The 21,129-nt window shown below is 38.4% G+C and carries 44 protein-coding genes and 1 tRNA gene; 15 read left to right on the forward strand and 30 right to left on the reverse strand.

Annotation, left to right across the window (positions count from 1 at the left end; genetic code table 11):
- Window positions 1-42: 42 nt before the first annotated feature.
- The 29 genes from AAIR98_RS00330 to AAIR98_RS00470 all read right to left on the reverse strand — a co-directional run bounded on the left by AAIR98_RS00330 (window position 43) and on the right by AAIR98_RS00470 (window position 13,256).
- On the reverse strand, window positions 43-234 hold the full coding sequence (locus AAIR98_RS00330) for a hypothetical protein (protein ID WP_423970288.1): 192 nt from the start codon (window positions 232-234) through the stop codon (window positions 43-45).
- Between the two features lie 2 nt (window positions 235-236).
- Window positions 237-485: a hypothetical protein gene (locus tag AAIR98_RS00335; protein ID WP_423970289.1), complete on the reverse strand. Its 249-nt coding sequence runs from the start codon at window positions 483-485 to the stop codon at window positions 237-239.
- The gene (locus tag AAIR98_RS00340; RefSeq protein ID WP_423970290.1) at window positions 482-808 is read right to left on the reverse strand and encodes a hypothetical protein; all 327 of its coding nucleotides are present in this window, start codon (window positions 806-808) and stop codon (window positions 482-484) included. Before AAIR98_RS00340 ends, AAIR98_RS00335 begins: the two co-directional genes overlap by 4 nt.
- Window positions 805-1,053, reverse strand: a complete 249-nt coding sequence (locus AAIR98_RS00345) for a hypothetical protein (RefSeq protein ID WP_423970291.1) — start codon at window positions 1,051-1,053, stop codon at window positions 805-807. The genes AAIR98_RS00340 and AAIR98_RS00345 overlap by 4 nt, the downstream gene beginning before the upstream one ends.
- Window positions 1,050-1,421 (reverse strand): hypothetical protein, encoded by a 372-nt coding sequence (locus AAIR98_RS00350; protein WP_423970292.1) that lies wholly within the window; start codon window positions 1,419-1,421, stop codon window positions 1,050-1,052. The genes AAIR98_RS00345 and AAIR98_RS00350 overlap by 4 nt, the downstream gene beginning before the upstream one ends.
- A gap of 10 nt (window positions 1,422-1,431) precedes the next feature.
- A complete protein-coding gene (locus tag AAIR98_RS00355; RefSeq protein WP_423970293.1) occupies window positions 1,432-1,764 on the reverse strand; it encodes a hypothetical protein in 333 nt (110 codons plus the stop codon).
- On the reverse strand, window positions 1,749-2,024 hold the full coding sequence (locus AAIR98_RS00360; RefSeq protein WP_423970294.1) for a nucleoside triphosphate pyrophosphohydrolase family protein: 276 nt from the start codon (window positions 2,022-2,024) through the stop codon (window positions 1,749-1,751). The genes AAIR98_RS00355 and AAIR98_RS00360 overlap by 16 nt, the downstream gene beginning before the upstream one ends.
- Window positions 2,025-2,143: 119 nt before the next feature.
- On the reverse strand, window positions 2,144-2,755 hold the full coding sequence (locus AAIR98_RS00365) for a DNA cytosine methyltransferase (protein WP_423970295.1): 612 nt from the start codon (window positions 2,753-2,755) through the stop codon (window positions 2,144-2,146).
- A gap of 169 nt (window positions 2,756-2,924) precedes the next feature.
- Window positions 2,925-3,197, reverse strand: a complete 273-nt coding sequence (locus AAIR98_RS00370; protein ID WP_423970296.1) for a hypothetical protein — start codon at window positions 3,195-3,197, stop codon at window positions 2,925-2,927.
- The gene (locus tag AAIR98_RS00375) at window positions 3,194-3,478 is read right to left on the reverse strand and encodes a hypothetical protein (RefSeq protein WP_423970297.1); all 285 of its coding nucleotides are present in this window, start codon (window positions 3,476-3,478) and stop codon (window positions 3,194-3,196) included. The genes AAIR98_RS00370 and AAIR98_RS00375 overlap by 4 nt, the downstream gene beginning before the upstream one ends.
- A 298-nt stretch (window positions 3,479-3,776) precedes the next feature.
- Window positions 3,777-3,953 carry a hypothetical protein gene (locus tag AAIR98_RS00380; RefSeq protein WP_423970298.1) on the reverse strand — a complete coding sequence of 59 codons (177 nt, stop codon included), beginning with the start codon at window positions 3,951-3,953 and terminating at the stop codon, window positions 3,777-3,779.
- 12 nt (window positions 3,954-3,965) lie between these two features.
- Window positions 3,966-4,838: a radical SAM family protein gene (locus tag AAIR98_RS00385; protein ID WP_423970299.1), complete on the reverse strand. Its 873-nt coding sequence runs from the start codon at window positions 4,836-4,838 to the stop codon at window positions 3,966-3,968.
- Window positions 4,835-5,278, reverse strand: coding sequence for a DUF7192 family protein (locus AAIR98_RS00390; RefSeq protein WP_423970330.1), 444 nt, complete (start codon window positions 5,276-5,278; stop codon window positions 4,835-4,837). Before AAIR98_RS00390 ends, AAIR98_RS00385 begins: the two co-directional genes overlap by 4 nt.
- 115 nt (window positions 5,279-5,393) lie before the next feature.
- Entirely contained in the window at window positions 5,394-5,549 is a 156-nt protein-coding gene (locus AAIR98_RS00395) for a hypothetical protein (protein WP_423970300.1), read from the reverse strand.
- Between the two features lie 72 nt (window positions 5,550-5,621).
- Window positions 5,622-6,608 carry a hypothetical protein gene (locus AAIR98_RS00400; RefSeq protein ID WP_423970301.1) on the reverse strand — a complete coding sequence of 329 codons (987 nt, stop codon included), beginning with the start codon at window positions 6,606-6,608 and terminating at the stop codon, window positions 5,622-5,624.
- A gap of 10 nt (window positions 6,609-6,618) precedes the next feature.
- Window positions 6,619-6,999, reverse strand: coding sequence for a PDDEXK family nuclease (locus AAIR98_RS00405; RefSeq protein WP_423970302.1), 381 nt, complete (start codon window positions 6,997-6,999; stop codon window positions 6,619-6,621).
- A 1-nt stretch (window position 7,000) separates the two neighbouring features.
- Entirely contained in the window at window positions 7,001-7,141 is a 141-nt protein-coding gene (locus tag AAIR98_RS00410) for a hypothetical protein (protein ID WP_423970303.1), read from the reverse strand.
- 178 nt (window positions 7,142-7,319) lie between these two features.
- On the reverse strand, window positions 7,320-7,739 hold the full coding sequence (locus AAIR98_RS00415; protein WP_423970304.1) for a hypothetical protein: 420 nt from the start codon (window positions 7,737-7,739) through the stop codon (window positions 7,320-7,322).
- Between the two features lie 3 nt (window positions 7,740-7,742).
- Entirely contained in the window at window positions 7,743-8,168 is a 426-nt protein-coding gene (locus tag AAIR98_RS00420; RefSeq protein WP_423970305.1) for a single-stranded DNA-binding protein, read from the reverse strand.
- Between the two features lies 1 nt (window position 8,169).
- Window positions 8,170-9,000, reverse strand: a complete 831-nt coding sequence (locus AAIR98_RS00425; RefSeq protein ID WP_423970306.1) for a DUF1351 domain-containing protein — start codon at window positions 8,998-9,000, stop codon at window positions 8,170-8,172.
- Window positions 9,001-9,684: an ERF family protein gene (locus AAIR98_RS00430; RefSeq protein ID WP_423970307.1), complete on the reverse strand. Its 684-nt coding sequence runs from the start codon at window positions 9,682-9,684 to the stop codon at window positions 9,001-9,003. It abuts the gene before it with no gap.
- A gap of 22 nt (window positions 9,685-9,706) precedes the next feature.
- Window positions 9,707-11,344, reverse strand: coding sequence for a macro domain-containing protein (locus AAIR98_RS00435; RefSeq protein WP_423970308.1), 1,638 nt, complete (start codon window positions 11,342-11,344; stop codon window positions 9,707-9,709).
- An 18-nt stretch (window positions 11,345-11,362) separates the two neighbouring features.
- On the reverse strand, window positions 11,363-11,674 hold the full coding sequence (locus tag AAIR98_RS00440) for a hypothetical protein (RefSeq protein ID WP_423970309.1): 312 nt from the start codon (window positions 11,672-11,674) through the stop codon (window positions 11,363-11,365).
- 216 nt (window positions 11,675-11,890) lie between these two features.
- The gene (locus tag AAIR98_RS00445) at window positions 11,891-12,229 is read right to left on the reverse strand and encodes a hypothetical protein (RefSeq protein ID WP_423970310.1); all 339 of its coding nucleotides are present in this window, start codon (window positions 12,227-12,229) and stop codon (window positions 11,891-11,893) included.
- Window positions 12,230-12,253: 24 nt separating this feature from the next.
- On the reverse strand, window positions 12,254-12,421 hold the full coding sequence (locus tag AAIR98_RS00450; protein ID WP_423970311.1) for a hypothetical protein: 168 nt from the start codon (window positions 12,419-12,421) through the stop codon (window positions 12,254-12,256).
- A gap of 1 nt (window position 12,422) precedes the next feature.
- A complete protein-coding gene (locus AAIR98_RS00455) occupies window positions 12,423-12,548 on the reverse strand; it encodes a hypothetical protein (protein ID WP_423970312.1) in 126 nt (41 codons plus the stop codon).
- A 1-nt stretch (window position 12,549) separates the two neighbouring features.
- Entirely contained in the window at window positions 12,550-12,672 is a 123-nt protein-coding gene (locus tag AAIR98_RS00460; protein WP_423970313.1) for a hypothetical protein, read from the reverse strand.
- 238 nt (window positions 12,673-12,910) lie between these two features.
- Window positions 12,911-12,998: transfer RNA gene (locus tag AAIR98_RS00465), tRNA-Tyr, on the reverse strand.
- A gap of 15 nt (window positions 12,999-13,013) precedes the next feature.
- Entirely contained in the window at window positions 13,014-13,256 is a 243-nt protein-coding gene (locus tag AAIR98_RS00470; protein ID WP_423970314.1) for a hypothetical protein, read from the reverse strand.
- A gap of 382 nt (window positions 13,257-13,638) precedes the next feature.
- On the opposite strand from AAIR98_RS00470, the gene AAIR98_RS00475 reads away from it, so the two are divergent.
- The gene (locus AAIR98_RS00475) at window positions 13,639-13,902 is read left to right on the forward strand and encodes a helix-turn-helix domain-containing protein (RefSeq protein ID WP_423970315.1); all 264 of its coding nucleotides are present in this window, start codon (window positions 13,639-13,641) and stop codon (window positions 13,900-13,902) included.
- 59 nt (window positions 13,903-13,961) lie between these two features.
- Window positions 13,962-14,186 (forward strand): hypothetical protein, encoded by a 225-nt coding sequence (locus AAIR98_RS00480; protein ID WP_423970316.1) that lies wholly within the window; start codon window positions 13,962-13,964, stop codon window positions 14,184-14,186.
- Window positions 14,187-14,192: 6 nt separating this feature from the next.
- Here AAIR98_RS00480 and AAIR98_RS00485 read toward each other — a convergent pair whose 3' ends face one another.
- On the reverse strand, window positions 14,193-14,375 hold the full coding sequence (locus AAIR98_RS00485; protein ID WP_423970317.1) for a hypothetical protein: 183 nt from the start codon (window positions 14,373-14,375) through the stop codon (window positions 14,193-14,195).
- Window positions 14,376-14,566: 191 nt separating this feature from the next.
- Here AAIR98_RS00485 and AAIR98_RS00490 point away from each other — a divergent pair, with 191 nt between their 5' ends.
- From AAIR98_RS00490 to AAIR98_RS00550, 13 genes are all read left to right on the forward strand, one after another.
- Window positions 14,567-15,220 (forward strand): hypothetical protein, encoded by a 654-nt coding sequence (locus AAIR98_RS00490; RefSeq protein WP_423970318.1) that lies wholly within the window; start codon window positions 14,567-14,569, stop codon window positions 15,218-15,220.
- A gap of 50 nt (window positions 15,221-15,270) precedes the next feature.
- Window positions 15,271-16,176: an HNH endonuclease gene (locus AAIR98_RS00495; RefSeq protein ID WP_423970319.1), complete on the forward strand. Its 906-nt coding sequence runs from the start codon at window positions 15,271-15,273 to the stop codon at window positions 16,174-16,176.
- A 199-nt stretch (window positions 16,177-16,375) separates the two neighbouring features.
- The gene (locus AAIR98_RS00500) at window positions 16,376-16,666 is read left to right on the forward strand and encodes a hypothetical protein (RefSeq protein ID WP_423970320.1); all 291 of its coding nucleotides are present in this window, start codon (window positions 16,376-16,378) and stop codon (window positions 16,664-16,666) included.
- Between the two features lie 117 nt (window positions 16,667-16,783).
- Window positions 16,784-16,945 carry a hypothetical protein gene (locus tag AAIR98_RS00505; protein ID WP_423970321.1) on the forward strand — a complete coding sequence of 54 codons (162 nt, stop codon included), beginning with the start codon at window positions 16,784-16,786 and terminating at the stop codon, window positions 16,943-16,945.
- Window positions 16,946-16,950: 5 nt separating this feature from the next.
- The gene (locus AAIR98_RS00510) at window positions 16,951-17,193 is read left to right on the forward strand and encodes a hypothetical protein (RefSeq protein ID WP_423970322.1); all 243 of its coding nucleotides are present in this window, start codon (window positions 16,951-16,953) and stop codon (window positions 17,191-17,193) included.
- Between the two features lie 157 nt (window positions 17,194-17,350).
- A complete protein-coding gene (locus AAIR98_RS00515) occupies window positions 17,351-17,641 on the forward strand; it encodes a DEAD/DEAH box helicase family protein (protein WP_423970323.1) in 291 nt (96 codons plus the stop codon).
- A 6-nt stretch (window positions 17,642-17,647) separates the two neighbouring features.
- Entirely contained in the window at window positions 17,648-17,881 is a 234-nt protein-coding gene (locus AAIR98_RS00520; protein WP_423970324.1) for a hypothetical protein, read from the forward strand.
- 394 nt (window positions 17,882-18,275) lie between these two features.
- Complete coding sequence (locus AAIR98_RS00525) at window positions 18,276-18,617, forward strand: hypothetical protein (RefSeq protein ID WP_423970325.1); 342 nt, start codon at window positions 18,276-18,278, stop codon at window positions 18,615-18,617.
- Between the two features lie 180 nt (window positions 18,618-18,797).
- A complete protein-coding gene (locus tag AAIR98_RS00530; protein ID WP_423970326.1) occupies window positions 18,798-18,971 on the forward strand; it encodes a hypothetical protein in 174 nt (57 codons plus the stop codon).
- Between the two features lie 523 nt (window positions 18,972-19,494).
- Window positions 19,495-19,875 (forward strand): anti-CBASS protein Acb1 family protein, encoded by a 381-nt coding sequence (locus tag AAIR98_RS00535; RefSeq protein ID WP_423970331.1) that lies wholly within the window; start codon window positions 19,495-19,497, stop codon window positions 19,873-19,875.
- Entirely contained in the window at window positions 19,782-20,201 is a 420-nt protein-coding gene (locus AAIR98_RS00540) for a hypothetical protein (RefSeq protein WP_423970327.1), read from the forward strand. The genes AAIR98_RS00535 and AAIR98_RS00540 overlap by 94 nt, the downstream gene beginning before the upstream one ends.
- A gap of 62 nt (window positions 20,202-20,263) precedes the next feature.
- Window positions 20,264-20,578, forward strand: coding sequence for a putative barnase/colicin E5 family endoribonuclease (locus AAIR98_RS00545; RefSeq protein ID WP_423970332.1), 315 nt, complete (start codon window positions 20,264-20,266; stop codon window positions 20,576-20,578).
- A gap of 122 nt (window positions 20,579-20,700) precedes the next feature.
- On the forward strand, window positions 20,701-21,042 hold the full coding sequence (locus AAIR98_RS00550; protein WP_423970328.1) for a hypothetical protein: 342 nt from the start codon (window positions 20,701-20,703) through the stop codon (window positions 21,040-21,042).
- Window positions 21,043-21,129 lie beyond the last annotated feature (87 nt).

A 21,129-nucleotide genomic window follows, 5' to 3' on the forward strand; every position in this document is an offset into this window, starting at 1 on the left:
GTTTTCTTCTTTCAAATTCAACAGTAAAATTAACACTTAGTTTCATTTTTCGCTCCTAACATCAGTATTTTTATTTTTCTGTTGTTCTATATATCTATCAACCATTTCTTGATATTTTAAAAAGCTTTTTTCAATATTTTTTATGTCATCTTCTACTTCTCTGATACCCTTGCTAATTGTCTCCATATCTTCCTCAATATCTTCCATGTCTTTTATTAGTTTATTAAAGAACATATTTATTTCACCTCCGGCAAGATAGCATTTAATGCCGCTCGGGCTTGACACATTCTAAGGCCACCAATAAGTTCACCTTTTTCGTATGTCTTGTCAATTTTGGCAATAGCGACTATTATTTTATCTATAGCCATGTTGAATTCTAGCGTGTGAGTTTTTTCTGTTTTTCTATCCCCGCCATCATAATTAGCGAAAAAATCACGTCCCGCCTCGCCTTTTACTGTTATGGTTATTTGCGTTTTATTGGTCATAAGTCTCTAATCTCCCCATAGCGGGCAGAAGGTTTTTTAGATGTATCCGCTATCATCTTAAAAATATGCGAAATATCAAATTTCTCTTTTAGTTCAGCTTTCCAAAAAGTATACAGACGCTCTTTGATGGGGCTAATTGTTTTTATTTTTAATTCTCGACGCTCTCCGACCTCTATGTTTGCCTCTTTTAAATTAAGAGCCACAAAAAGCCCTTCTTCTGTGCTTTCTATACAAACACCTCCGTCTACTTCCATTTGTACGTCTCCAAAAATAGCTGTATTGTTCATATCTTGGCCTACTTTTATTAAAGTTTTATCTTTCATTTCAAAAACTCCTCCACGAACGCGCGGGACAACTCTCTAAAAGCCTCTTTTACTGTTTTTGGCGCAATTTTCCAAGGCAATATAATGTTTTCGGGATTTTTCTTTGCCTGTTCATAATTTTTCTTATATAAAGCTTTAGCCCCACGCTCAATTATTTCTTTAATAGGTAAACCTTGGTCACCAGTAGGTAACGAATATTGTTTGGGTATATGCACAAATGGTATATATTTTATTTTTTCACTCATAAATTGCTCTCCGTTATTGTAATACGCATAGTATTTGGGTCATCTTCAATGTAATGTTCATCTCTAAGAATTTTTATAACCTCTTCTTTTGTGGGTTTTTGCTTACGTTTAAGTAAAAGGAATTCATTTTCTTCCGAGAATTCTCTTTCTATATAGACACTCCAAATTTTCATACTATCTGCTCCTATAACCTTTTGTTGTTTTTCTAAGTTCTCTTTACGGCATTTAGCCATGTTTTCCAAAATCCATACTATAGTGTCAGCACATAGCCTAGGACATGGGATTTTGTGTTTTTTAAATGCTTGCCCGATTCTAACTACTACCTCATGTCTGCCCAACTCTACACCATTTATGTTTATTGTGTGCATACCATCTCCCTTATATTGGTATTTTTTGTAATGGAAAAATAAGACGCTCTCTATCTTTGCAATTAAGAGGCGGTGCACTAAATTTGCCGTAGTGGCGAGCGTTATAATCTAATGCATTTTTTGCTGCCTTTGGCGACAATATCCACATATCTCGTTTTTTACAGTAATAGTGCCAGCGGTCGTCAAATTCACTTTGTTTTGTAGCGTAATGAACACATGCTCGGCAGTCCCCGTATTTTTCCTTGTTCTTGTAGCAATAATGTTCATGCAATCTTGCCGCTGGAGGAGTAACAAAAACCCGTCGACAAAAATTACATTTGTAAGCCCTTATTTCTTTTGGCATAAATCCTCCAACGCTGCAACCGCAACCGCCACTATTTGTATCAGTTCTCGACGCATATTTTCAATACCACCTAAGTGTTTTTTATCAGCATTATTAAAGACTGTTTCGTTCACTGCTTCGGCATATTCGCCAACTTCCTCAGTCAAGATGCCCAACCAATAAAGTGGGTTTTCGTAATGTTGCTTGCCCCACTTCTTATCTTGTCTTTCACGCTCCGCTATAATAGCATCCAATATCGGTTTTATCTCTGTGTTTTGCATAAATTAGGCTCCTTTATTTAACTTGCTGAAACATTTTTTACATATATAATCTCCAACAATATTTAACCACTCCGCCCAAGGAATACTGCATACCTTGCCGCAAACATCACACTTTATTTTCATCTCTCGTTCTCCTCTCGGGGGTTAATATTGGCACAATCAAAGATATATTTACCTAATTCTGGTAATACACAATTTCTTAAGACCTGCCTTTTGTTTTCTATTTTGCTATTTGCTACTATTTCCCAACCCTCAAAATCTGATATTTTATTTTTTGTTCTTATAGCGTCTTTCTCAAACAACTTAAAAGGTATTTCAAAATTAGCCCAAAATAGGTGTCGTTGCAGTATTGCTGTTGGTTTAACAAGTGGGCCATAATAAGGCACTGTGTTTTCAATACAAAACTTTCCTTTAAAATATGTCTGCAAAAATACAATTTGAGAATAAAGGCTCATATCCGGCATTATGGGTTTAAATCCCTTTCCTAAAACACCGACATTGTGTCTATACTGCCCATGACTTTGGCATGGTGGGCTGCTCCATATAAAGTCAAAGTTTTGATAGTTGTCTTCTAAATACTTATTTGCGTCTCCAATAACAACTTCATCATTAGAGTTAATTTGTTGGTAAACCTCTGCTATAGCCGGGATAAGTTCAACCGCTGTAACTTTACAGTCAGTCCAAAGTTTTCTATTGCCGCCTATACCTGCACAAAGATTCAATACCCTCACTTTTCTACCTCCTTATATTTCCACAAGCGGGCACCATGTGGGACGTGCTTCCCCTAAAAGGTCTGATACCTTGCATTCCTCTTTTGTTATAAAACAGATATCTCTACATAGCCAGTATGTATTTGTTCTAAACTTGCATTCTTGAATTTGTTTCGGCATTTCAAAATCTTTAATCGCTATCATGGGTGGACTCCTTTTTACTTGCTTGCTCTGCTAAAAAATCAAGAAATTTTATATAGCTTTCTCTTTTAGCATTACGCCATTTTTCACTATGCGGCATACGACGGGGCGTTGGATTTGAGGGCATAGCGGTTTTGCGGGCCACTCTGTAACAATTAAATGCGTCAAATAAATCTTCGCTGTCTCTTTCTTTTTCCATTAGAAGCTGTCCGTAATCCACGCCCCAGCTAAACACCTCAAAAAACACTTTTATATCGCTCATTTCTCCTCCTGCGGGATTAAGGGCAATAACGCCAATCTGGCAATATCATCAACCCCAATATCTCGGTAGGAAATAGGACCAAGTTCATTTTGTATAGCTTCGCCACCTTTAATACTCATTTCCGGCAAAGTTTTAGCTTTTTGCCTTAATTCCTTTAACTTGTTATAAATATCTGTGCCTATTCTCACACCTCTTGGTGGTAAGCAAGGGTAAATGCTATTTAAAAACACCATAGCATCATCTATAAAATCTATTTCTACAATCACATATCTTTTTTCCATAAATCATTCTCCCAATACAACTGGTCTTAATTTGTAAAAATATAAGAGATATAATCTCCAAAAATCATGTTTATTCAAAAACCTTGCTAACATGAATTCAAAAGCAAAATATTTAATATCCTTGCCGCCCAATTTCAACATAATCACTCCTCTCTACTTTCTGTCATACTAGGTCTGACTACTAGAAGTTCCATAAGCCAGAAAAAAAGCCAACATAAAAAAGCGAACCAAAGGCAACCTATGATAGGTAAGCCTGCATAAACCATAAATTCTAAAAATTTAACTTTAAATTCTAAACTCATTTGATAAACCCCTCCTTTTTAAGTATCAACTTCCAAGAGCCAACAGGGTCACAAGGTGTTTGTTGTATAGTTAAATTTATCTCTAGCAATTCAGCTACACCAAACATAAAGGCTGTTAATACTTCCGCTTGAGTTGCCCAGGGGCCCACATTCTTGATAATGGTTTTTGACATTTTAACCTCGCTCTAAAATATTAAACTGGCCTTATCATCCCATTGGGAGTAAAGTTTGCAATCGGGGCGCAAAATGACATATTTAAGTTCTTCTTTAACCTCTTTTGCCATACAGTCATTGTCTACAACCGTAGCCATATCCATTACTGAATATAACGTCTGCCCATATTCAAGCAGCCTAATAGGCTTGCCAGTGCTTTGTATAAAGCTGGTAATGCCAGTAAGGGTAGATTTGGCTGGCTTATTTTCAGCTATCCATTTAGCCTGTGGGGTGTTTTTCCCGGCAGTATAAAGCTTTCTAAATGTAACCTGGTCAGCCCCTAATTCTTTCAACCTGCTCATAATTGCAAATGGGTGTTTGTTGTCATAAAAACTAGTCATATTTACTGATACACGCAGGTTAAAGTCATAGCGTTTAATTTCAGCGCACAATTTGTCTATATCAACCTGTAGGGCCTTAGGTGTGCCATTAATCTTAGCGTTAGCCCTGCTATCAAAGATATTAGACATTGATACTGAGATAGTGCTAACGCCTACATGATTCCTTAAAAACCTTAAATAAGCGTCATCCAATACTACCCCAGTTGTCTGCAATTCAACTTTTCTAAACGGTTGCGGCAGACTGTCATTAAGTGTGCCAAAGAGCTTTAGAAACTCTTTATTTTGCTGTGGCTCGGTGTCGCCCGTAAGGATTACGGTATTACAGCCGTTGTCACGGGCAAATAATAAGCGTTTTTTATAGTCATCAATATAAAGGTCAAAAAACCTGTTATTATCCTCAAGCTGATTTTTGTAGTCCTCAGTGTGCATTTTTGACACGCAAAAAGCGCAGTTATTAATACACTTTTTATTGGGTACTACTATAGATAGACTTTGTATTTTCATTTTGCTTTCTCCTGGTCAAAATCTATAATTTGCTGTACTTCTTTATTTATAGCCTCATCATTAAAATCATGATTGTTAAATATCAGCACCTTGTCGCCCTCTTCTGGGGTTTTGCAATATGCAGATATGCTTTCTTCTGAGCGGCCATATCCGCCATCCACAGTAACACTAAGGCTGCTTCTTAACTCAACAGGGTTCTTCTCTAAATGTGCCAATGTAAATCTTCTAAAGAAAGACGGGTGGCATATCGCAAAGTTTAAAGATTCTAAGCTTAATTTCTCACTAAAGTCTTTTAAGCGCACTTTTACAATGTATTTAACACCATTATAGTGGGAAGAGTGAAACACACCCTCTACCTGCGTTCTTATATTGTTTCTTTCCAAAGCGTCTATAATAGTAAGGATTTTTCTTCCTCTTCTTATTATTTGTTCTTCTGAAATATGGCAATTAACTTCTTAAAATATGTGCCCGCTTTTCTTTCTTTTGCCGGGCTTTTTACTGCGGCAGTTGTAGCACATTCCGTCTCTTCCGGCCCAGCCGCCGCAGTATTTACAACTATTTCTGTTCCATGTCGACATTGTTTTCCTCTTTTTCATCTGCCACAGGTCTTAAGCTGCTATGCCCACACTGCGGGCAGGTGAACTCATTATAAATACCTGTGGTTTTTCTAAAATTCATGTCTATATCGCAAAAAATACATTCACACTTCATAGTTTTTTATATCTCCTTAAATCACTTCAGTTTCTTTCAAATAGAGGTAAGTTTCCCTTAAATCTATTTCGCTTAAGTCATATTTATTATCCTTGGCCCACTGCCGTACCTTTGCTTCATCTTCCGGGTTATTACAATAGCGGCCCTACGTTTTTCTTCAATCTGTTCCTGCTTTCGTTTTGCTTCACTTTCCCTGCGTTCCATTTCTGCCGCCTGTTCTGCTATTTCTCTCTTCTTTTTTTCTTTTAAAGCAAGCGGTAAATATTTTGGCCAGTTACGCAACATTGTTTCAAGGCTTAGGGGTATGGGAATAGGCTTATCCCGGGAAAACTCTGCCATATCCCTCATGCCCACTGTTGTTATATCCCTTAGAAACCCCATATCTTTATTTCCCTTTTTAACCACCCTGCTTAAAGCACTGCCGTGTTCCACATACCACTTGTTTGTATCTTCTTTATCACAGGTTGCATAATGTTCCGGGGAAACTGTTTTAATAAACCATGCCGCAAAACGCTGGTTAATGGGCGCATCTTCAGGCAATACAGCCCTAAAAGTGCCGCCATCAGGGTTGTCAACAGGTTTAGTTTCGGCTTTTACTGCTTTGTCCTGTTTATCATTTTGTTCTGTTTCTTTTTCTGTTACCTGTTCTTGTTCTGTTTCTTGTACTTGTTCTTTTTCCTTAGGGCCTTGCAAGGCCCTTGCAAGGGGCTTCCAAGCCCCTTGTTCTTCATCAAATTCCAAATATTGTTTAAGCATGGGAAGTATATTTTTATGGGCACGGTTTGCCGGATTAAGGCCGCCAGGATATTGAAAGTCAATAAATTTTGGTATAAAAACTTTACTTTCTCTAATCCAAACAATGCGGCTTTCAAAAGGCTGTAAGTCTTTTTTAGTTACATTAACTCCTATATGAAAGGTCATACTTTTAAAATCAATGTCCAATATGCCGCCCGCATTACATTCACATAACATAAACTCCCAAATACATTTTTCTTTAGGTGTTAAATTTCTATACCAAGAATCCCTAAACTTTCCGCTTTCAAAAAACCTTTTAGCCATGTTGCTCACCTTAATTCATTTGATAAACACTTTTAAATACATCAGGGCAGAGTTCTGCCAAAATAACCTTTAACTCCTCCACACTCCTTACTATCCTGTAAATATGGTCCAACTTCTCTAATTTGTGCTGCCATTCAATTTGCGCCGGGTTTTGTTTACCATCCTCTTTTTTAGCTTCTAAATGCAATGTAATGCCTTTTGGGAGGTAAACCTTAATATCGGTAGAGCCTTTTTTTCCAGTTTTTAAAAATCCCGTTGAAGTCCCTTTTTTAGTCCGGCGCATAATTGTGCCCTTAAAATTATTGGTTCTTTCAACCAATAGTAAGCCGCAGTTTTCAAGGAGTGTAAGTTCTTGTAGTACATGAGCCTGAAGCACGCTTTCTTTAAGCATCCTAGCCCAGCCTCATGGTTGACCATTTTGTTATAGATGTAGGCTTTTGTTTTTTAATAGCCTCAGCAGCTTCCATAAGGTTTTTACCTTTAAACTCATATACTTCACGGACAATTTTTTTAATTATTATTCTTTGTTTCATAAGTTTCCTCTCTTGTCTCTATATTTTCCCTGCACAAGTCTTACAAACTAAAGCTTTCTTTTCTTTCTTACGGCCACATCTGCACTTATCTTTAAAAAACAAATCCCGTAGAATTCCAAAAAACATAAAACTCTCCTATTAAGCGCAGGGAGGAGAATGAGGCCCCCTGCGCCGGGCCTTATACCTGCGCCCATCTAAGTTTTTCGGGCGGGGGCTCTATTTCCACTCCCATTAATGAGTAGGCTGTTATAACCTCATCAATAAGCTGTGACATCCTCTCTTTGCTTATGCCCACCAAACTTTTACCCTCTCTATGAAAAGTGTCTGTAGCTTTTGAGTAAATCTCTTCATAGTAATGGTCTAGTTTTAATATCTTGTGTACCTCATCAATGCTTTTAATGTCCCCATTTTCTCTGTACCAGGCTTGAATGGTAGGGCATATAACGCCAAACCAGTACCCTAACTGCTCTAATGTCTTTTTATCTTTTGAACTTTTAACCTCAACCACTACCTGTAAACCCTTGTTTAACGCTTTGCGAATAAGTAGGTAAAGGCTGTTAAGTTCAATCCAGTGTGTTAGAGTATATTTCTGTGCCATAAGTTAAAAGGGAATATCATCATCTATTGCCGGGGATTCTTCAACAGACTCTTCTTTTGAAGAGACTGGCCCACCACCGCCTGTAGACTGTAAAATTTGTACTCTTTTACAATTTACTTGTAGTCTTTTGTGGTTTTTTCCTTGTGCATCTGTGTATTCATTAAGAACCAAACGGCCCTCAATAAGCACAGGCGCACCTTTTACCAGCCTGTCTTTGGCTCTTTCCGCTGCCGGCCCCCAAAGGGTTACAGGCACAAAAGTAACTTCATCTTGCCATACCTGTGAAGCGTCCATATAACGGCGGTTAACGGCTATGTCAAAGCGGCACACAGCGGCACCTTTTTGGGTGTATGCTATGTTAGCGTCTTTAGTAAGTCTGCCAGAGAGCATAACTATGTTAATTTCAGGTATTTTTGTTTGTGTGGACATATTAAAAAACCTCTCTTAATTTAATACTGTTGTTATCGCAAAACCTTTTCAACTCTTTAAACTGCGCCGCAGTTGCTGTTATCATAAAGCGGCGTGTTTCAGCAGGTTCAGGCTTGCCCAGTTCTTCAGGGGAAAAAATATTTTCTTCAGCCGGGGCAATAACTGTTGGCTGTAATATTTCTTCTTTAGGTGTTTCAACTACTGTGCCTAACACTTCATCCTGTATTTTCTTCTGGTTTTCCAATAGGGTGTTATGGCTAAATGCGGCATTTATATCTAATGTTTGGCAATAAACCGTTAAGCAAGGTGTTCTAAACTCATTGTCAATCTGGCTTTCTAATGTAGACAGGTCTTTGGTAATAGCCTCCAGCTTAACAGCTAACAGACCTGTTGCTTTCTTGTCTGTTATTGACAGGCCAAGCATTTTATCTTCTAAGATAGTGTCAAACTTTATCATTTCACCTAAGGTATTCCATTTGTTAAAAAAGACTTCTAAAATCTCCCGTCTCTGGGCTTTCCTGCGGGCATCGTAGTCTTTTATTTGTTTGTTGATTAACAATGCCGGGGTATCAATAAGTGAAACTATTTCTTTGATTTTTAATTCAAACTCCAAATATGGAGTGTTCCACTTAGCTTTTACTTCTTTTCTTTTATCCTCAATTTGTTTTTTAAGGCGTGCCAGTTCGGCATGGTCTTCCTTTGCCAGTTTCATTTGCTCATCTGTATAAACGGCATTGGCATATGTTGAAGTTATTTCAGATACATACTTTCTAATATCCTCTAAATTAACCTCAATGGGTTGTAAATCTTGGTGTTTTATTAAAAAGTCCATTTAGTTGCCCTCCCCTTGAAACATCTTCTCCCTGTTAGCTATGTAAAAGCCATTTAAAAGGTTTTTATACTCTGGGTTTTTATTGCCTATGTTAACACAGAGGTTTTTCAAATCTTCTTTGCTTTTGGCTTCATAAAGCTTTTCTATTATTTCATCGGGCAGTATTGCTGGCGCAGGTGGCGTAGAGGCAGCATGGCTTTGTTTTGCCGCTGGCTTAGCTTTACCTTGGTCAAATATCGGCTTTAAAGGGTCTGGCGTTGTAGCATCTGGGTCATTGTCACCCTTAGTAGGTATACAGAAAGTCTGCATACACATATATTTATAAGCGGCACTCATAGCCTTGTTTGTTGATTTATCCGCTGTGTCCATAGCTTCACCGTCGAAAGTAACTTCCTGGGTGCTGCCGTCTTCCGCACAAACAAATGTAAATTTTGTTTTTACCGTTGTATAAAATAAAACGCCGCCTTTTTGTGTTTGTCTTTCTGTTGTGTGTCTGTCAAGTACCGTGGGCAATATGCAAAGGTTATTTTTGCTTAACAATGGCGCAAGCTTGTTATACATATCATCAACACCACGGAAAACATAACCCTGCTGTTGGTTTTTACGGTCTTTAGATATACCGCTTTTTGCCAACTCAGCCATAATATTTATAATGGCCTTATAAACTCCTAATTGCTGTGTCATTTTCATTCTCCTTTTCGTTTATTTATTTTTCTTCATTGTCATAGATGTATATTTCTGCGCCGGTTGCCACGAGAGCAACCTCAATCATTTCTTTGACTTTGGCGGAGTTCAGCTTGCCGATACCGCAGCCTAAAAGCGGTATAGCAACGGATTTTACGCCATTGTTAAGAATGTAGTTTTTGAGTTCATTAAGTCCGGCAGATATATATGAGTAATGAGCCTGAATGTTTTTATCTACTGTAAGCAGATTGCAGACAGTAGGCTTCTGAGAGTTGTAAAAGTATGTGTAGTACTCTTTGTAGCCGTCTCTTTTGCAAAACTCTTTATAAGAGGATTCCATCTGGGGGAATTTATCTGCAAAGGCTTTGGCTATGCCTCCGCCCATCATGCCAATGGGGTTAACTGCGTTAACAAGAAGTTCGGCTTTATCTTCAAGCAGATTGCCTTTGACGTAATGGATGTTTTTGCAAAGAATAGTTCTGATTTTCTGGTTGGACTTTACAATCTTGTACCAGACGTTAGCTTTTATTGATTTGTGGCCTATCTGGAAAACCTTTTGCTTTTCTTTTTCATAATCCTGATAGATTACCACGTTATCAACCGGGCCTTTAAAGCAAGAGTTTAGACCGCAAAGAATAACAGACATTTTACCCTGCGTGGCGGAACTGTATGAACCCTGCGTGGCGGAACTGTATGAACCCTGCGTGGCGGAACTGTATGAACCCTGCGTGGCGGAACTGCTATCACCCTGCGTGGCGGAACTGCTATCACCCTGCGTGGCGGAACTGCGATAACCCTGCGTGGCGGAACTGCGATAACCCTGCGTGGCGGAACTGCGATAACCCTGCGTGGCGGAACTGCTATCACCCTGCGTGGCGGAACTGCGATAACCCTGCGTGGCGGAACTGATATCACCCTGCGTGGCGGAACTGCGATAACCCTGCGTGGCGGAACTGCGATAACCCTGCGTGGCGGAACTGCTATCACCCTGCGTGGCGGAACTGCGATAACCCTGCGTGGCGGAACTGTATGAACCCTGCGTGGCGGAACTGCTATCACCCTGCGTGGCGGAACTGCTATCACCCTGCGTGGCGGAACTGCTATCACCCTGCGTGGCGGAACTGCGATAACCCTGCGTGGCGGAACTGTATGAACCCTGCGTGGCGGAACTGCGATAACCCTGCGTGGCGGAACTGTATGAACCCTGCGTGGCGGAACTGCTATCACCCTGCGTGGCGGAACTGCGATAACCCTGCGTGGCGGAACTGCGATAACCCTGCGTGGCGGAAGCAAAACAACCCTCATAGGTTTTTTTTTGTTCTTTTAATTTTTTTGTGATGAAGCTAATCGCTTCATCTTTTTCACCGCAGAATTCAACAATACATTCTTTAAATTTGACCTTATCAGTCAAGTCATTAAATTCTGTTGTTGAAACTACCAGCCATTTAGCATCTGTATTACTACTTAAATAGCCAGCATCACCTTTGCCCTCTAAAAGACCATGCAGACCGTTACCGCAATCTTTATTATCTTTCCAGTCAGGGCACACAACTTTACCTTTTGTGGGCCAAATAAACCCGCCATGTGCCGACATGTCAGAATTGCATGTTCTTAATATGTAAAACTTCTCTTTTTTTGATTTTTTACCAAACATTTTCATTCTCCTTTTATATGCTTCTTATTTTTTAGCTTTCTTAGATGTTTTGGCTGACGGCGTTTTTACTTGTTTTTCTTTGGTTTCCTCTTCTATATGCGTTGCCAATCCTTTTAAAAATTCTGAAAACTCCTTTGCCCGTTCTTCAGCCATTTTTTCAGCAATTTTTCTGTTAGAAAACTTCATATTAATAACAACTTCGCCGTGTTTTGTTGTGCCAGCTTCTACTTTTACAGCAAACTGGTCTTTTGTGGCTTTTAGCATCTTTTCATCAGCCATCAGTTCTTTCATGGTTTCCGTGAAGCTTTTTTCTTCTTTCATTTCTTCTTTTGTCATAGTATTTCTCCTTTGTTTTTATGTATTTCTTAAATTGGTGGGAGTGGCAGAGAATTTCACTCTGCACGCCGTTACAAGGAATTTTCTATCCTTTCTATCTTTTCAGGGTCCTTAGAGGTACCTCGTAGCCCACGACACGGTAGCTTACGTTGGTTCTAATATGAGCATTTAAGCCTTACCTGCGTCTTATTCCGCCACACTCCCAAATTGTTAAAACTATCTCTTTTTCAATATTTTTAATGCTGATTTGGGCCATTTTGTTTGAGGGCCCCATTTGGGTGCTTGTGATTGCATTTTATAGCACTCAAATATTTCACCATCTATATCTATTTCTGGCGTAGCCCAAGTAGAGGCCAGATATGTGTATTCATCCATTGTTGGCTTGCCATCCTTATAAATATACCCGCCTGTATATTCCCAGTCACCCTGCAAGCCTGCTGAAGCGTAAATTGCTTTATGTTCTTTTATTAATTGGGCTGCTTTGTCCCAGTCAAAAACCATTGTTTCTTTATCCCTGTTTGCTTGTCCCATGGCAAATGCTCTTGTTGTGTCCATAAAAATCTCCTTTTAATTCTCAATCTATTCCTTAACCATGCTTAAATGCGCTTCCAAACATTTAATTGCTTCTTTTAACCCCTGCGCCTTTAAATAGTGTCCCCTCACTTCATACTCCTGCGCCGTGTTTCTTATCCAATGTAAAGCGTTTTCAATAGCGTCCTCTACACTTTTATATTCCTGTAAAATCATATTAAGGTACCCAGTAATACCATTCACCGCAGTTATCACAGGTGCAAAGGGTGGTATCATCCCTGTCCTCCATAAATCTTTTACTGCTGCCGCATTCAGGGCAAGTTCTGCTAAGTTTTGTTGCCATACTAAAATCCCCACTGGTACATATACCCGCCGCAGTTTATGGCTAAAAATACCCAGCCAGTAACACCCAGTGCCGTAAAAAGGCACACCGCACCTGCTAACTCTTTAATAAATTCCTTATTCATATCATTCTCCATTTACTTCAAATATTAGGGGCGGTAGGGTTTAATTCCGCCCCTTGGGCTTCCCCTCCATAAAAGGGGCGTTATATTTAGCGGGGCGGGAGGTTTGTACCTTGAGGAGAAGTGCTAATGAATGCCGCCCCGGTGCCGGAACTTTCTTTCCGGCTAGATGGATGAGTGCGGGGTTTGGTTTAGTATTCTTTACGGAACACTTAGGAGAGCCGTCAACCGCACTCAAATTTGGTGGCAAGGCTGGGAATCGAACCCAGTCGTCAACACAGTGAATCGGGTTTACAGTCCGATACGCATCCAAAGCGTTCTACCTTGCCAAATTGTCAAAACTCCTATATTCCTAACAGCCTGTCTATCTCTGTTTCTTTAAACCAATACGGCCTACCCCAGCGTTTGGCCAAATTTTTTAAACTTCCATAGGCCGCTTTCCATTGAATACTCTTAACATCCTCCCCCAGTCTGATAGCAACCTCAAAAGTATTAATAAAGGTAACGCCTCTTCTAACTATTATTTTTGACTTCTTCTGATATTCCGCTACTTTTACATCCCAATCACTTTTTAATTCGCTAGTCATATTCACTCCTCTTTATAATGTTTACTTTGGTCAAATTTGGTAAAATAAAAGCCGATAGTCTCTTTTTGGGAGGACGCAGGTTTTAATCTGCTAACTATCGGCGTGTGTTATATTTGCTGCTAAACAGGAATAAGCGATATCCCTGTAAACTTGTTGCCCAATTTTTATTCGCTTAATATAACACACACCGCTTTTTGCGGCTTCACCTTATTAAAATAGGTTCTTATCTTTTTATAAAGACCCTTATTATAAGGATTTTATAAAGCGTTGATTTCTTTTTGATAACGCTTTGATAATGAAAGTATAACAATAAGATATATGTTTGTCAAGGGGTTATTTTTAACGTCTCAACTTTCATGAATTTTTAAAAAAGGAAAGAAGAATGAATATCGGAGATAAAATAAGAAAGGCAAGAAATGAACTTAATTTAACACAAAGACAACTTGCCGATTTAGCAAAAATAGCGCAGCCTACATTAGCCAAATGGGAAGCTAACAAAGGTGGCATTTCCAAAAAAAATATAGAAAAGTTAGCTAAGGCCCTCGGTAAAGACTACAAGTATTTCTACGAAGACAACACATCAGAAAATAAATCAAACGTAAACCCTATAAATGTTAAATTGACATCCCGACTTTGGGGATTGTAAAGGATAAGGAAGCTCTTTTTGTTCCATCAACAAGCGTCCCCAAAAAGGAGGATGTTGACGTGAAAAAAGAGTTCGACATGGAAGTTGGCGACGATAAGTTACCGCCGTATAAAAAAGGTGATTTATTGCATTGTATGGCAGTAAATACCATAAAAGGCTATGAAAACAAGAAGTTTATTGTTAAAGATGCCGCCGGAAGTTATTTTATTATGAAGCTTGATAAGCCTACCCCCAAGTATGAAATAATTTCTGTAATACTAGGACGTTATATTCCTGAAGAATAGAGAGGGTTACATGACAAAAATAGAAAAAGGAGCGTTGTGGTTTTGTATAGCATATCTTATGACTGTTACAACAATCATACTGCTCATTAAATAAAAGTAGCAGGTGCCGTTACCATTGGAATAGTCGTACACCTGCAAATTTATTATAATATAATAATCAAAAACAATTAAAAATTTATGTGGGGGCATATGAAAAAATATCATATCTTTTCTTATTATTCACTATATTAACTTTTTCTTTTCCCGTTAATTCTTTTTCCACAGAAGTAGATTGTGAGGAAAGTGGTTCATTGATACTCTTATGGGACTGTAACAAAAAAATAAATTTACTTGATAAAAACGTAAACATAGATACTATTTTAAATTTGACCTATGAACATATGAGAGATGAGGTTTCTTCTGTTCAAAAATCAAAAAAGCTTTCTCAGACTGTGAAAGTAGTTAAGCCCACTAAAACAAATATGGGGTGGAATTATTTAGTATACGAGGATATTCAGGTCGCAAAATCATGGCTGGAAGATAACCCTAATTATGAAAAATACAACAAATTAGATTCTCTTGAAGATGCTATCTTTGAGTCTTCATATGATTATGAAAAGGAGAAATTTAAAGTTGCAAACGCCGGGTTTGATTTTGATGAAGTTCTTAACTTGGATAATGAGATAACCAAATTTAGCTCGGGAACAGGTTTTGGCGACCCTAATAATAAAAATCTGGTGTATGGGTTAGCTAACATGAAAGTGTTGCAAGTTACAAAGGACGGCCTTTTAATTGGCAGCACAAAACTTTTGTCAAACAATACTGCATTTGTTTTTACCGATAAAAAAGATTTTGTAGACAATCAAACCTTTGACACCAAATATGGTTTTGTAAAGTATGATAAAAATTATCAATACACCAGTGTTATGGGTTCCACCAAAACAGTTTTAGGATATAAATTTATTCCTTTTGAAAAGTATGAAAAACAATTTTCAAAAATGTTTTTTATCCAAAAACCTATTATTCAAATGTTGATAAGGGCAAAATGGCTTTAGATTATATTTATCTTATAGAAAAAGAAGTAAAGTAGTTTAATGGTTTGATTATGAAAGCAAAAGAGGATTCTAATGTATTGTTTGAAGAGGAGCTAGAAAAGCATGGTATCCCTTTAGATGAGGTAGAATTAAAAATTTTTAGAGAAATACTTAAAAATCAAGAACTATTTGATAGGAAGTTTCGTGAGTATGAGCTAAGATTAGAAGAAATATGTAAAAAACACTCCAAAGACCCACACCCTGCATCACTGGGAATACAGCATGAGATTTTAAAAATTGCCAAACATATATTTTGTAAAAATTTGGACAACCGTCCTTTTTGTATTCCTCCGTTAGCTCCTGGAAGTGAAATTTTTATTCCCAATAGAAATACCCCGTGTGAAATTTGTAAAGAAAACAGAGTTATTGATATTTGCCATATTATACCTAGACGTTTAGGAGGGACGGCTTCATTGGAAAACACATTTTTCTTATGCCCCTCACATCACAGATTGTTTGACAGGGGAATGTTAACCGTTGATGAAATATCTAAATTAAACTGGTTAAACAAATCTTTTTTTGTTAAACAATATTTTTTGAGAGATGTTTTACCCAAATGTAAAAAATTCGAAGAAAAAATTAAAGGAGAAGTATTTGTTAAACAAACCTCAGTATTTAGAGGAACTATTTTAAGTTTTGAGTCTTTCATTAAAAATGAAATAATAAATATATTGAAAGATAGGAAAAAGAAAAGAGAAGAAGAAATATTAAAACATTTTTGCAAGTCATCTGTTTCTATAGCGGAGGCAACACTTCCACTTCTTTATGAGATGGGAGTTTTATACAAAGATTATGATATTTATCAACTTTCAGTTGATGTTAAATTTTTGGAATATGAAATACTTCCCGGAGAGAGAAAAAAATCAACAAAAGATAGGCGACTTCATATAGAAGATGATTTGTGTAATTTGAAATAAAAAACCACTTGCAATTTTTTTAAAAATCATTATAATATAGGTGTGTGATATTTGCTGGAGATTAATTTCTCTTGGAAATGTCACACATTTTTTTATGTGTAAATAAGCAGTAAACCAACCTAAACAAAAGAGCGATACCTTATACGGTAGGCGCTCTTTTTTTATTGTCCTAAACGCCTCCCTAAAAACAAATCAATCGATGAAAAAAATTACTGATATTTTGTTGGCTATCAAAACATACGCACACCAGATACACCTTAATTTTAAAGATTACGGTGACCACCTGCTTGCTGACAAAATGCGTGAAGATATTGACGCTGACATAGACAGACTTAAAGAACTTGTAATGGCTACCATGCCGGAAATATCACACGCAGTAAACACCCTTTCAGGGGCATTTGCCCTGCTTGAACCTATACCGCTTACCACCAATATTAATGAGATGTTTGACTACCTTTACAGCTTGAACAAGAAGCTGATCGCCTTATAAACCAAGAAATCAAAGTAACAGAACATGAGGGTCTTAAAAACGCCTTAGCTGATGTAGCCGGAAAACGGCTGCGTCATATCTATTTATTAACCAATAGGTTAACCAGGGGGCAGCAAAATGGCTAAACCTAAAAAAGATAAAGCTGAGTCCCGCAAAATAAGCAACAAAAACCTAATCCCTTTTACCACGCTGCCGGAAGATGAAATGAGGAACTTGCCAGACGTGGCGGCAGGAAATCACGGGATGTTCACAGGGTTAAAAAAACATTTAAGCAGTTAACACAAATGTTGCTTGACCGTAAGCCTCCGGCAGAGATTATAGACAGGCTAAAAGAATTTGACCCTAAGCTAGACGAGCAAGAACTAGATTACAGAATGGCTTTATTGCAAACCCAAATGGAGCAGGCGGCTAAGGGCAACCCCAGGGCCTTTGAGATTATAAGAGACACCGCCGGGGAAAAGCCCATTGAAAAGCAAGAAATCAGCGGTTCTATGATAATACCAACAAGTTCGATAAAGAAGAACTAAAAAAAGCCATTAAGGAAATAACACCGATTTTAAAGGACTTATAGTATGGAGTCCTTGCAGGATAGGTTTGACAAGCTCTTTGAAAATGAAAGCACCCGTACAGCTTTAGGTTTAGCGTGCCTGGCAGATTTTAAGACATATATTAAAGTCATATTTTTTGCAATTAACAGGACACCCTTACCTTAAAGACTTTCATAACACGGTAATAGACAAACTGCAAACCATTGCGGAAAAGCGTGCTAAAAAGCCCAATTTAATGCTTAACCTGCCAGTAGGCAGCGGCAAATCGCTAATAGTTGAGTTATTTATTACCTGGTGTTTTGCCCGTAGTGTTAACAGCAAGTTTTGTTATATATCCCACTCGGCTGACCTTATATCCAAACTTTCAAGGGAAACCAAAGAGATAGTTGAAAGCGCAGAATGGCGCAGTCTTTTGGTCATGAGATAAAGAAAGATGAAAAAAGCAAAACGCAGTATTCTTTTGACGGTGGTGCAGCAGGTCAGGCTTGTCCGCCAGTTCTATGGGTGGGCTATTACTGGTATTGACGCTGGCAACCCTAACGTGGATGAAGATGAATTTGGCGGCGCACTTATTATCGACGACCCTTTGGACGTTGGAGACGCTAACTCTGAGGTAGTAAAAGAAGAGGTTATCAGATATACACTGACAAACTCAAAACCAGGTTAAGGGCTAATAACACCCCCATAATCATAATAGCGCAAAGAATAGCGTTGATGATTTACCCGCTTATATCTTAAAGAACGAAAAAAAAGATTATGACGTAGTTACTATCAAGGCCCACATAAACGGTAAAAGCTACTGGCCGGAGAAAATAAGCACTGAAAAGCTGGTAAAAATGAGTGTAGAAAACCCTACTCTTTACAATTCCCAATACCAGCAAAACCCTATAACCAAGGCGGCAACATAATCAAGAGAAGAATGCTTGAGCGTGGCCCATTACCAGCAGAGTTTGACTATGGCTTTGTTACAGCGGATACATCTTATAAAGAAAAGCAGCAAAATGACCCCAATACATTTATTTCATGGGCGTAAGAAACGGTCAGGCGTATATCAGAGCAATTTGGAAGCAGTTAGTAACTATGACATGGTAGAGCAGTACGCAGTGCCTTTTATCGAAAGGGCAAATTTTTACGGTTTCAGGGGTGCTTACATTGAAGACAAAGGGCATGGTATTTATTTAAACCAGAAGTTACCCAAACTAGGCGTACCAATGCCCGGGCCTGAAGAAATAGCGGAATTTTTTAAAGACAGGCGCACAGATAAAGTGCAAAGGCTTAACGCAGTAATGCCTTTTCTGGCTTACAACAAAGTAATTATCAACGAAGAAATAGACGAAGAGTTGGTAAATGAATGTATAAGTGAAGCCTTAAACTTCCCTAAAGGGAACATGATGATTTTGTAGATGCGTTTATAGACGGTTGCAAGATAGTACATATGAACAAACCCTCTATCTTAGACAACATAGGTTAAAAATAATGACAAAGAAGCCGCGCAGCAACCAATAAATTTAGACACAGCATTAGAGGTTAAAAACTCTCTTTCTGATGTAATTAATGGCCTTGTTACCGGTGGTGGGTACGGGATGGGCACCGCTTTTGGTTCTACACAGGTATCACAGGTAGATACATTCTTTAAAAATAACCGCTGGTATTTTATTTCCAATATGCGGCAGGTTCTTTCTGAGATATATGTAGAGCACGGCATAGTACAAACCTTGGTTGATACGCCTGTAGATGACGCTTTTAGGGCGGCATAGACGCTAAACTGAACAACTTGATGAAGACCAAATAGACGAGCTTAAAACATTCTTGAAAGAACAAAATACTTTAACCTTTGCCCAGGGGCTTAAATGGGCACCTTATTGGCGGCGGCGGTTTAATTATAATAAGACCAAAAGCCAGATACTGAGTTAGATATCTCAAAATAAAAAAAGGCGGCAGATTAGCTTTTAAAGCTGTTGATTTGTGGGAACTTTACTATGGCACTAGCAACATCGACAGTGATTTTCCCGGGGAAACTCTTAGAGAACCTGATTTTTATAATTATTACGGGCACAAGATTCACAAGTCCAGAGTTATAAGAATGGAGGGTAAAGTAGCCCCCAGTTTAGTAAGGCCAAGGTTAAGAGGCTGGGGTTCTCAGTATTAGAATCCGTTGTACGTTCTTATAACCAGTATCTTAAATCAGTTAACTTAACTTTTGAAGTATTAGACGAGTTTAAGTAATATTTACGGTATACAAGCTTAACGCCGCAATCGCCACAGCAAAGTTCTAACGCTATTGTTAAGCGTATTCAAATGAGCAATATGCTAAGAATTACCAGAATGCCTATCAAGGATACTACAGATATTTTGGAAAGCAAACACTTAACATTCCGGGCATGCGAAATATTAAGGGAAATCAGAATGCAAATAGCCTCTGATTTAAAAATGCCGCTCACTAAGTTATTTGGTATCTCCGCCACCGGATTTAACAGTGGTGAAGATGATATTGAAAACTACAACGCTATGATTGAGAGCGAAATACGCTCTAAATGTAAGTATGACCTGTTAACAATACTAGAAATTTGCTGCAGCATTTATTTGGCTTTATACCTGATGACCTTAAGATTGAATTTAAACCATTGCGTATACTTTCAGCACAACAACAGGAAGAAGTAAAGAACCAGCAGTTTCAAAGAGTATCTGCCGCAGTACAGTCCGGCATTATGACCCTAAAGAAGCTAAAAGCCATTAACAGAGAAAACCTGTTACCTATCAAAATACAAGAAGATGACCTTGTTGAAATACCTGAAGCAAACGCAGAAGAACTGTCTAAAAACGTGCCCGGTATCACTTTAACAAAGCCGAGATACAACAATGAGAAGAAATCTCTATGGGAAAAGCTTAAAGAAAGGGTAAACGCATTTAAAGAAGATGAACACCCAGAGACGGTGACGGCAAGTTTACCAGTGGTGGTAGCACAGGTAAAACTACTAAGAGTTTAACCTCTAAGAAGTCAAAAGTAAAAGAAGCTTTAAAGAAAATAGCGTCAGGCAGCCCCGAGGAGATTGTTAAAGACCTTAGGGACGACCTTGAACAGTACGGCGGGTCTAATGATGTCGCCCTTAAATGGGGTGAGAATGACGCAGACAACAAAGGCTATGGCCTTAAGCATATAGCTGAAAAGCACGGGCAGGAAGTTGTGTCCAAAGTTATAGAAGTGCTTGTAGATGGCGATGTAAGCAAATTTGTAAGAGCCAAAAAGACAGTACACCTAGAGAAGAACGGCTACGAGGCAATACTTTCCTTAGATGAACACGGCCAAAAGAAAACTTGGCTGTTAACAGGCTACAGAATAGAACGCAATAAAAAAACCAGTTGAGAATGGGGAGGTTAGTGCTCACTCCATTTCTACACAACTTGCGCCTATGTTTAGTCGTCGCAAATTGGTTGCTGGTGTTATTAAATAGTATAGCAAAATTTTGACGATTTTCAAGGGGCGAAATGAAACAGCTTACACCTTTAAGAAACAAGCCGCAGAATTATGAACCTCTTAAAGACACCCTTGAAGCAATCTTTCTAGAGGTCATATACGCACCAATAATAAAGATTGTCAAAGATGGTTTAGGCGTTGATGTAAAAGTCTTAAAAAACGCAAAGGCGGGGCTTGTACAGGCAATAGAAAGCGGCAGTGTGCAGTATGCTGACGGTTGGTTTAAAGGTTCTTTTAACAGTGCAATATCCAGGGAGTTAAAAGCCCTTGGTGCAAAGTGGAGCAATAACAGAAGAGGTTTTTTTCTTAGGTATGGTGACCTGCCCTTCTGTAACAGTTGCCATAGGCCTTAGGGAAGACAAGATAAAAAAGACCGGGTTTAGAATAAACCAGTTCCTAGATGAATTAAAAGAACTTGTTGAAACGGTAAAAGAAGAAGA

It is taken from the genome of Elusimicrobium simillimum, from assembly GCF_049639735.1.
GTDB lineage: Bacteria > Elusimicrobiota > Elusimicrobia > Elusimicrobiales > Elusimicrobiaceae > Elusimicrobium > Elusimicrobium simillimum.

Excerpts from the sequence above, each read along its gene's own strand:
- AAIR98_RS00375 (WP_423970297.1), bottom strand. The coding sequence starts at position 3,478 with ATGGAAAAAAGATATGTGATTGTAGAAATAGATTTTATAGATGATGCT.
- AAIR98_RS00520 (WP_423970324.1), top strand. The coding sequence starts at position 17,648 with ATGAAAAAAGCAAAACGCAGTATTCTTTTGACGGTGGTGCAGCAGGTC.
- AAIR98_RS00430 (WP_423970307.1), bottom strand. The coding sequence starts at position 9,684 with ATGACACAGCAATTAGGAGTTTATAAGGCCATTATAAATATTATGGCT.
- AAIR98_RS00485 (WP_423970317.1), bottom strand. The coding sequence starts at position 14,375 with ATGCCCCCACATAAATTTTTAATTGTTTTTGATTATTATATTATAATA.
- AAIR98_RS00405 (WP_423970302.1), bottom strand. The coding sequence starts at position 6,999 with ATGCTTAAAGAAAGCGTGCTTCAGGCTCATGTACTACAAGAACTTACA.
- AAIR98_RS00415 (WP_423970304.1), bottom strand. The coding sequence starts at position 7,739 with ATGGCACAGAAATATACTCTAACACACTGGATTGAACTTAACAGCCTT.
- AAIR98_RS00435 (WP_423970308.1), bottom strand. The coding sequence starts at position 11,344 with ATGAAAATGTTTGGTAAAAAATCAAAAAAAGAGAAGTTTTACATATTA.
- AAIR98_RS00455 (WP_423970312.1), bottom strand. The coding sequence starts at position 12,548 with ATGGCAACAAAACTTAGCAGAACTTGCCCTGAATGCGGCAGCAGTAAA.
- AAIR98_RS00410 (WP_423970303.1), bottom strand. The coding sequence starts at position 7,141 with ATGAAACAAAGAATAATAATTAAAAAAATTGTCCGTGAAGTATATGAG.
- AAIR98_RS00350 (WP_423970292.1), bottom strand. The coding sequence starts at position 1,421 with ATGCACACAATAAACATAAATGGTGTAGAGTTGGGCAGACATGAGGTA.
- AAIR98_RS00420 (WP_423970305.1), bottom strand. The coding sequence starts at position 8,168 with ATGTCCACACAAACAAAAATACCTGAAATTAACATAGTTATGCTCTCT.
- AAIR98_RS00395 (WP_423970300.1), bottom strand. The coding sequence starts at position 5,549 with ATGAAGTGTGAATGTATTTTTTGCGATATAGACATGAATTTTAGAAAA.
- AAIR98_RS00380 (WP_423970298.1), bottom strand. The coding sequence starts at position 3,953 with ATGTCAAAAACCATTATCAAGAATGTGGGCCCCTGGGCAACTCAAGCG.
- AAIR98_RS00355 (WP_423970293.1), bottom strand. The coding sequence starts at position 1,764 with ATGCCAAAAGAAATAAGGGCTTACAAATGTAATTTTTGTCGACGGGTT.
- AAIR98_RS00330 (WP_423970288.1), bottom strand. The coding sequence starts at position 234 with ATGTTCTTTAATAAACTAATAAAAGACATGGAAGATATTGAGGAAGAT.
- AAIR98_RS00470 (WP_423970314.1), bottom strand. The coding sequence starts at position 13,256 with ATGACTAGCGAATTAAAAAGTGATTGGGATGTAAAAGTAGCGGAATAT.
- AAIR98_RS00340 (WP_423970290.1), bottom strand. The coding sequence starts at position 808 with ATGAAAGATAAAACTTTAATAAAAGTAGGCCAAGATATGAACAATACA.
- AAIR98_RS00400 (WP_423970301.1), bottom strand. The coding sequence starts at position 6,608 with ATGGCTAAAAGGTTTTTTGAAAGCGGAAAGTTTAGGGATTCTTGGTAT.
- AAIR98_RS00360 (WP_423970294.1), bottom strand. The coding sequence starts at position 2,024 with ATGCAAAACACAGAGATAAAACCGATATTGGATGCTATTATAGCGGAG.
- AAIR98_RS00530 (WP_423970326.1), top strand. The coding sequence starts at position 18,798 with ATGGGCACCGCTTTTGGTTCTACACAGGTATCACAGGTAGATACATTC.
- AAIR98_RS00495 (WP_423970319.1), top strand. The coding sequence starts at position 15,271 with ATGAAAGCAAAAGAGGATTCTAATGTATTGTTTGAAGAGGAGCTAGAA.
- AAIR98_RS00475 (WP_423970315.1), top strand. The coding sequence starts at position 13,639 with ATGAATATCGGAGATAAAATAAGAAAGGCAAGAAATGAACTTAATTTA.
- AAIR98_RS00460 (WP_423970313.1), bottom strand. The coding sequence starts at position 12,672 with ATGAATAAGGAATTTATTAAAGAGTTAGCAGGTGCGGTGTGCCTTTTT.
- AAIR98_RS00370 (WP_423970296.1), bottom strand. The coding sequence starts at position 3,197 with ATGAGCGATATAAAAGTGTTTTTTGAGGTGTTTAGCTGGGGCGTGGAT.
- AAIR98_RS00550 (WP_423970328.1), top strand. The coding sequence starts at position 20,701 with ATGAAACAGCTTACACCTTTAAGAAACAAGCCGCAGAATTATGAACCT.
- AAIR98_RS00500 (WP_423970320.1), top strand. The coding sequence starts at position 16,376 with ATGAAAAAAATTACTGATATTTTGTTGGCTATCAAAACATACGCACAC.
- AAIR98_RS00440 (WP_423970309.1), bottom strand. The coding sequence starts at position 11,674 with ATGACAAAAGAAGAAATGAAAGAAGAAAAAAGCTTCACGGAAACCATG.
- AAIR98_RS00385 (WP_423970299.1), bottom strand. The coding sequence starts at position 4,838 with ATGAAAATACAAAGTCTATCTATAGTAGTACCCAATAAAAAGTGTATT.
- AAIR98_RS00505 (WP_423970321.1), top strand. The coding sequence starts at position 16,784 with ATGGCTAAACCTAAAAAAGATAAAGCTGAGTCCCGCAAAATAAGCAAC.
- AAIR98_RS00490 (WP_423970318.1), top strand. The coding sequence starts at position 14,567 with ATGAGAGATGAGGTTTCTTCTGTTCAAAAATCAAAAAAGCTTTCTCAG.
- AAIR98_RS00510 (WP_423970322.1), top strand. The coding sequence starts at position 16,951 with ATGTTGCTTGACCGTAAGCCTCCGGCAGAGATTATAGACAGGCTAAAA.
- AAIR98_RS00335 (WP_423970289.1), bottom strand. The coding sequence starts at position 485 with ATGACCAATAAAACGCAAATAACCATAACAGTAAAAGGCGAGGCGGGA.
- AAIR98_RS00425 (WP_423970306.1), bottom strand. The coding sequence starts at position 9,000 with ATGGACTTTTTAATAAAACACCAAGATTTACAACCCATTGAGGTTAAT.
- AAIR98_RS00345 (WP_423970291.1), bottom strand. The coding sequence starts at position 1,053 with ATGAGTGAAAAAATAAAATATATACCATTTGTGCATATACCCAAACAA.
- AAIR98_RS00445 (WP_423970310.1), bottom strand. The coding sequence starts at position 12,229 with ATGGACACAACAAGAGCATTTGCCATGGGACAAGCAAACAGGGATAAA.
- AAIR98_RS00450 (WP_423970311.1), bottom strand. The coding sequence starts at position 12,421 with ATGATTTTACAGGAATATAAAAGTGTAGAGGACGCTATTGAAAACGCT.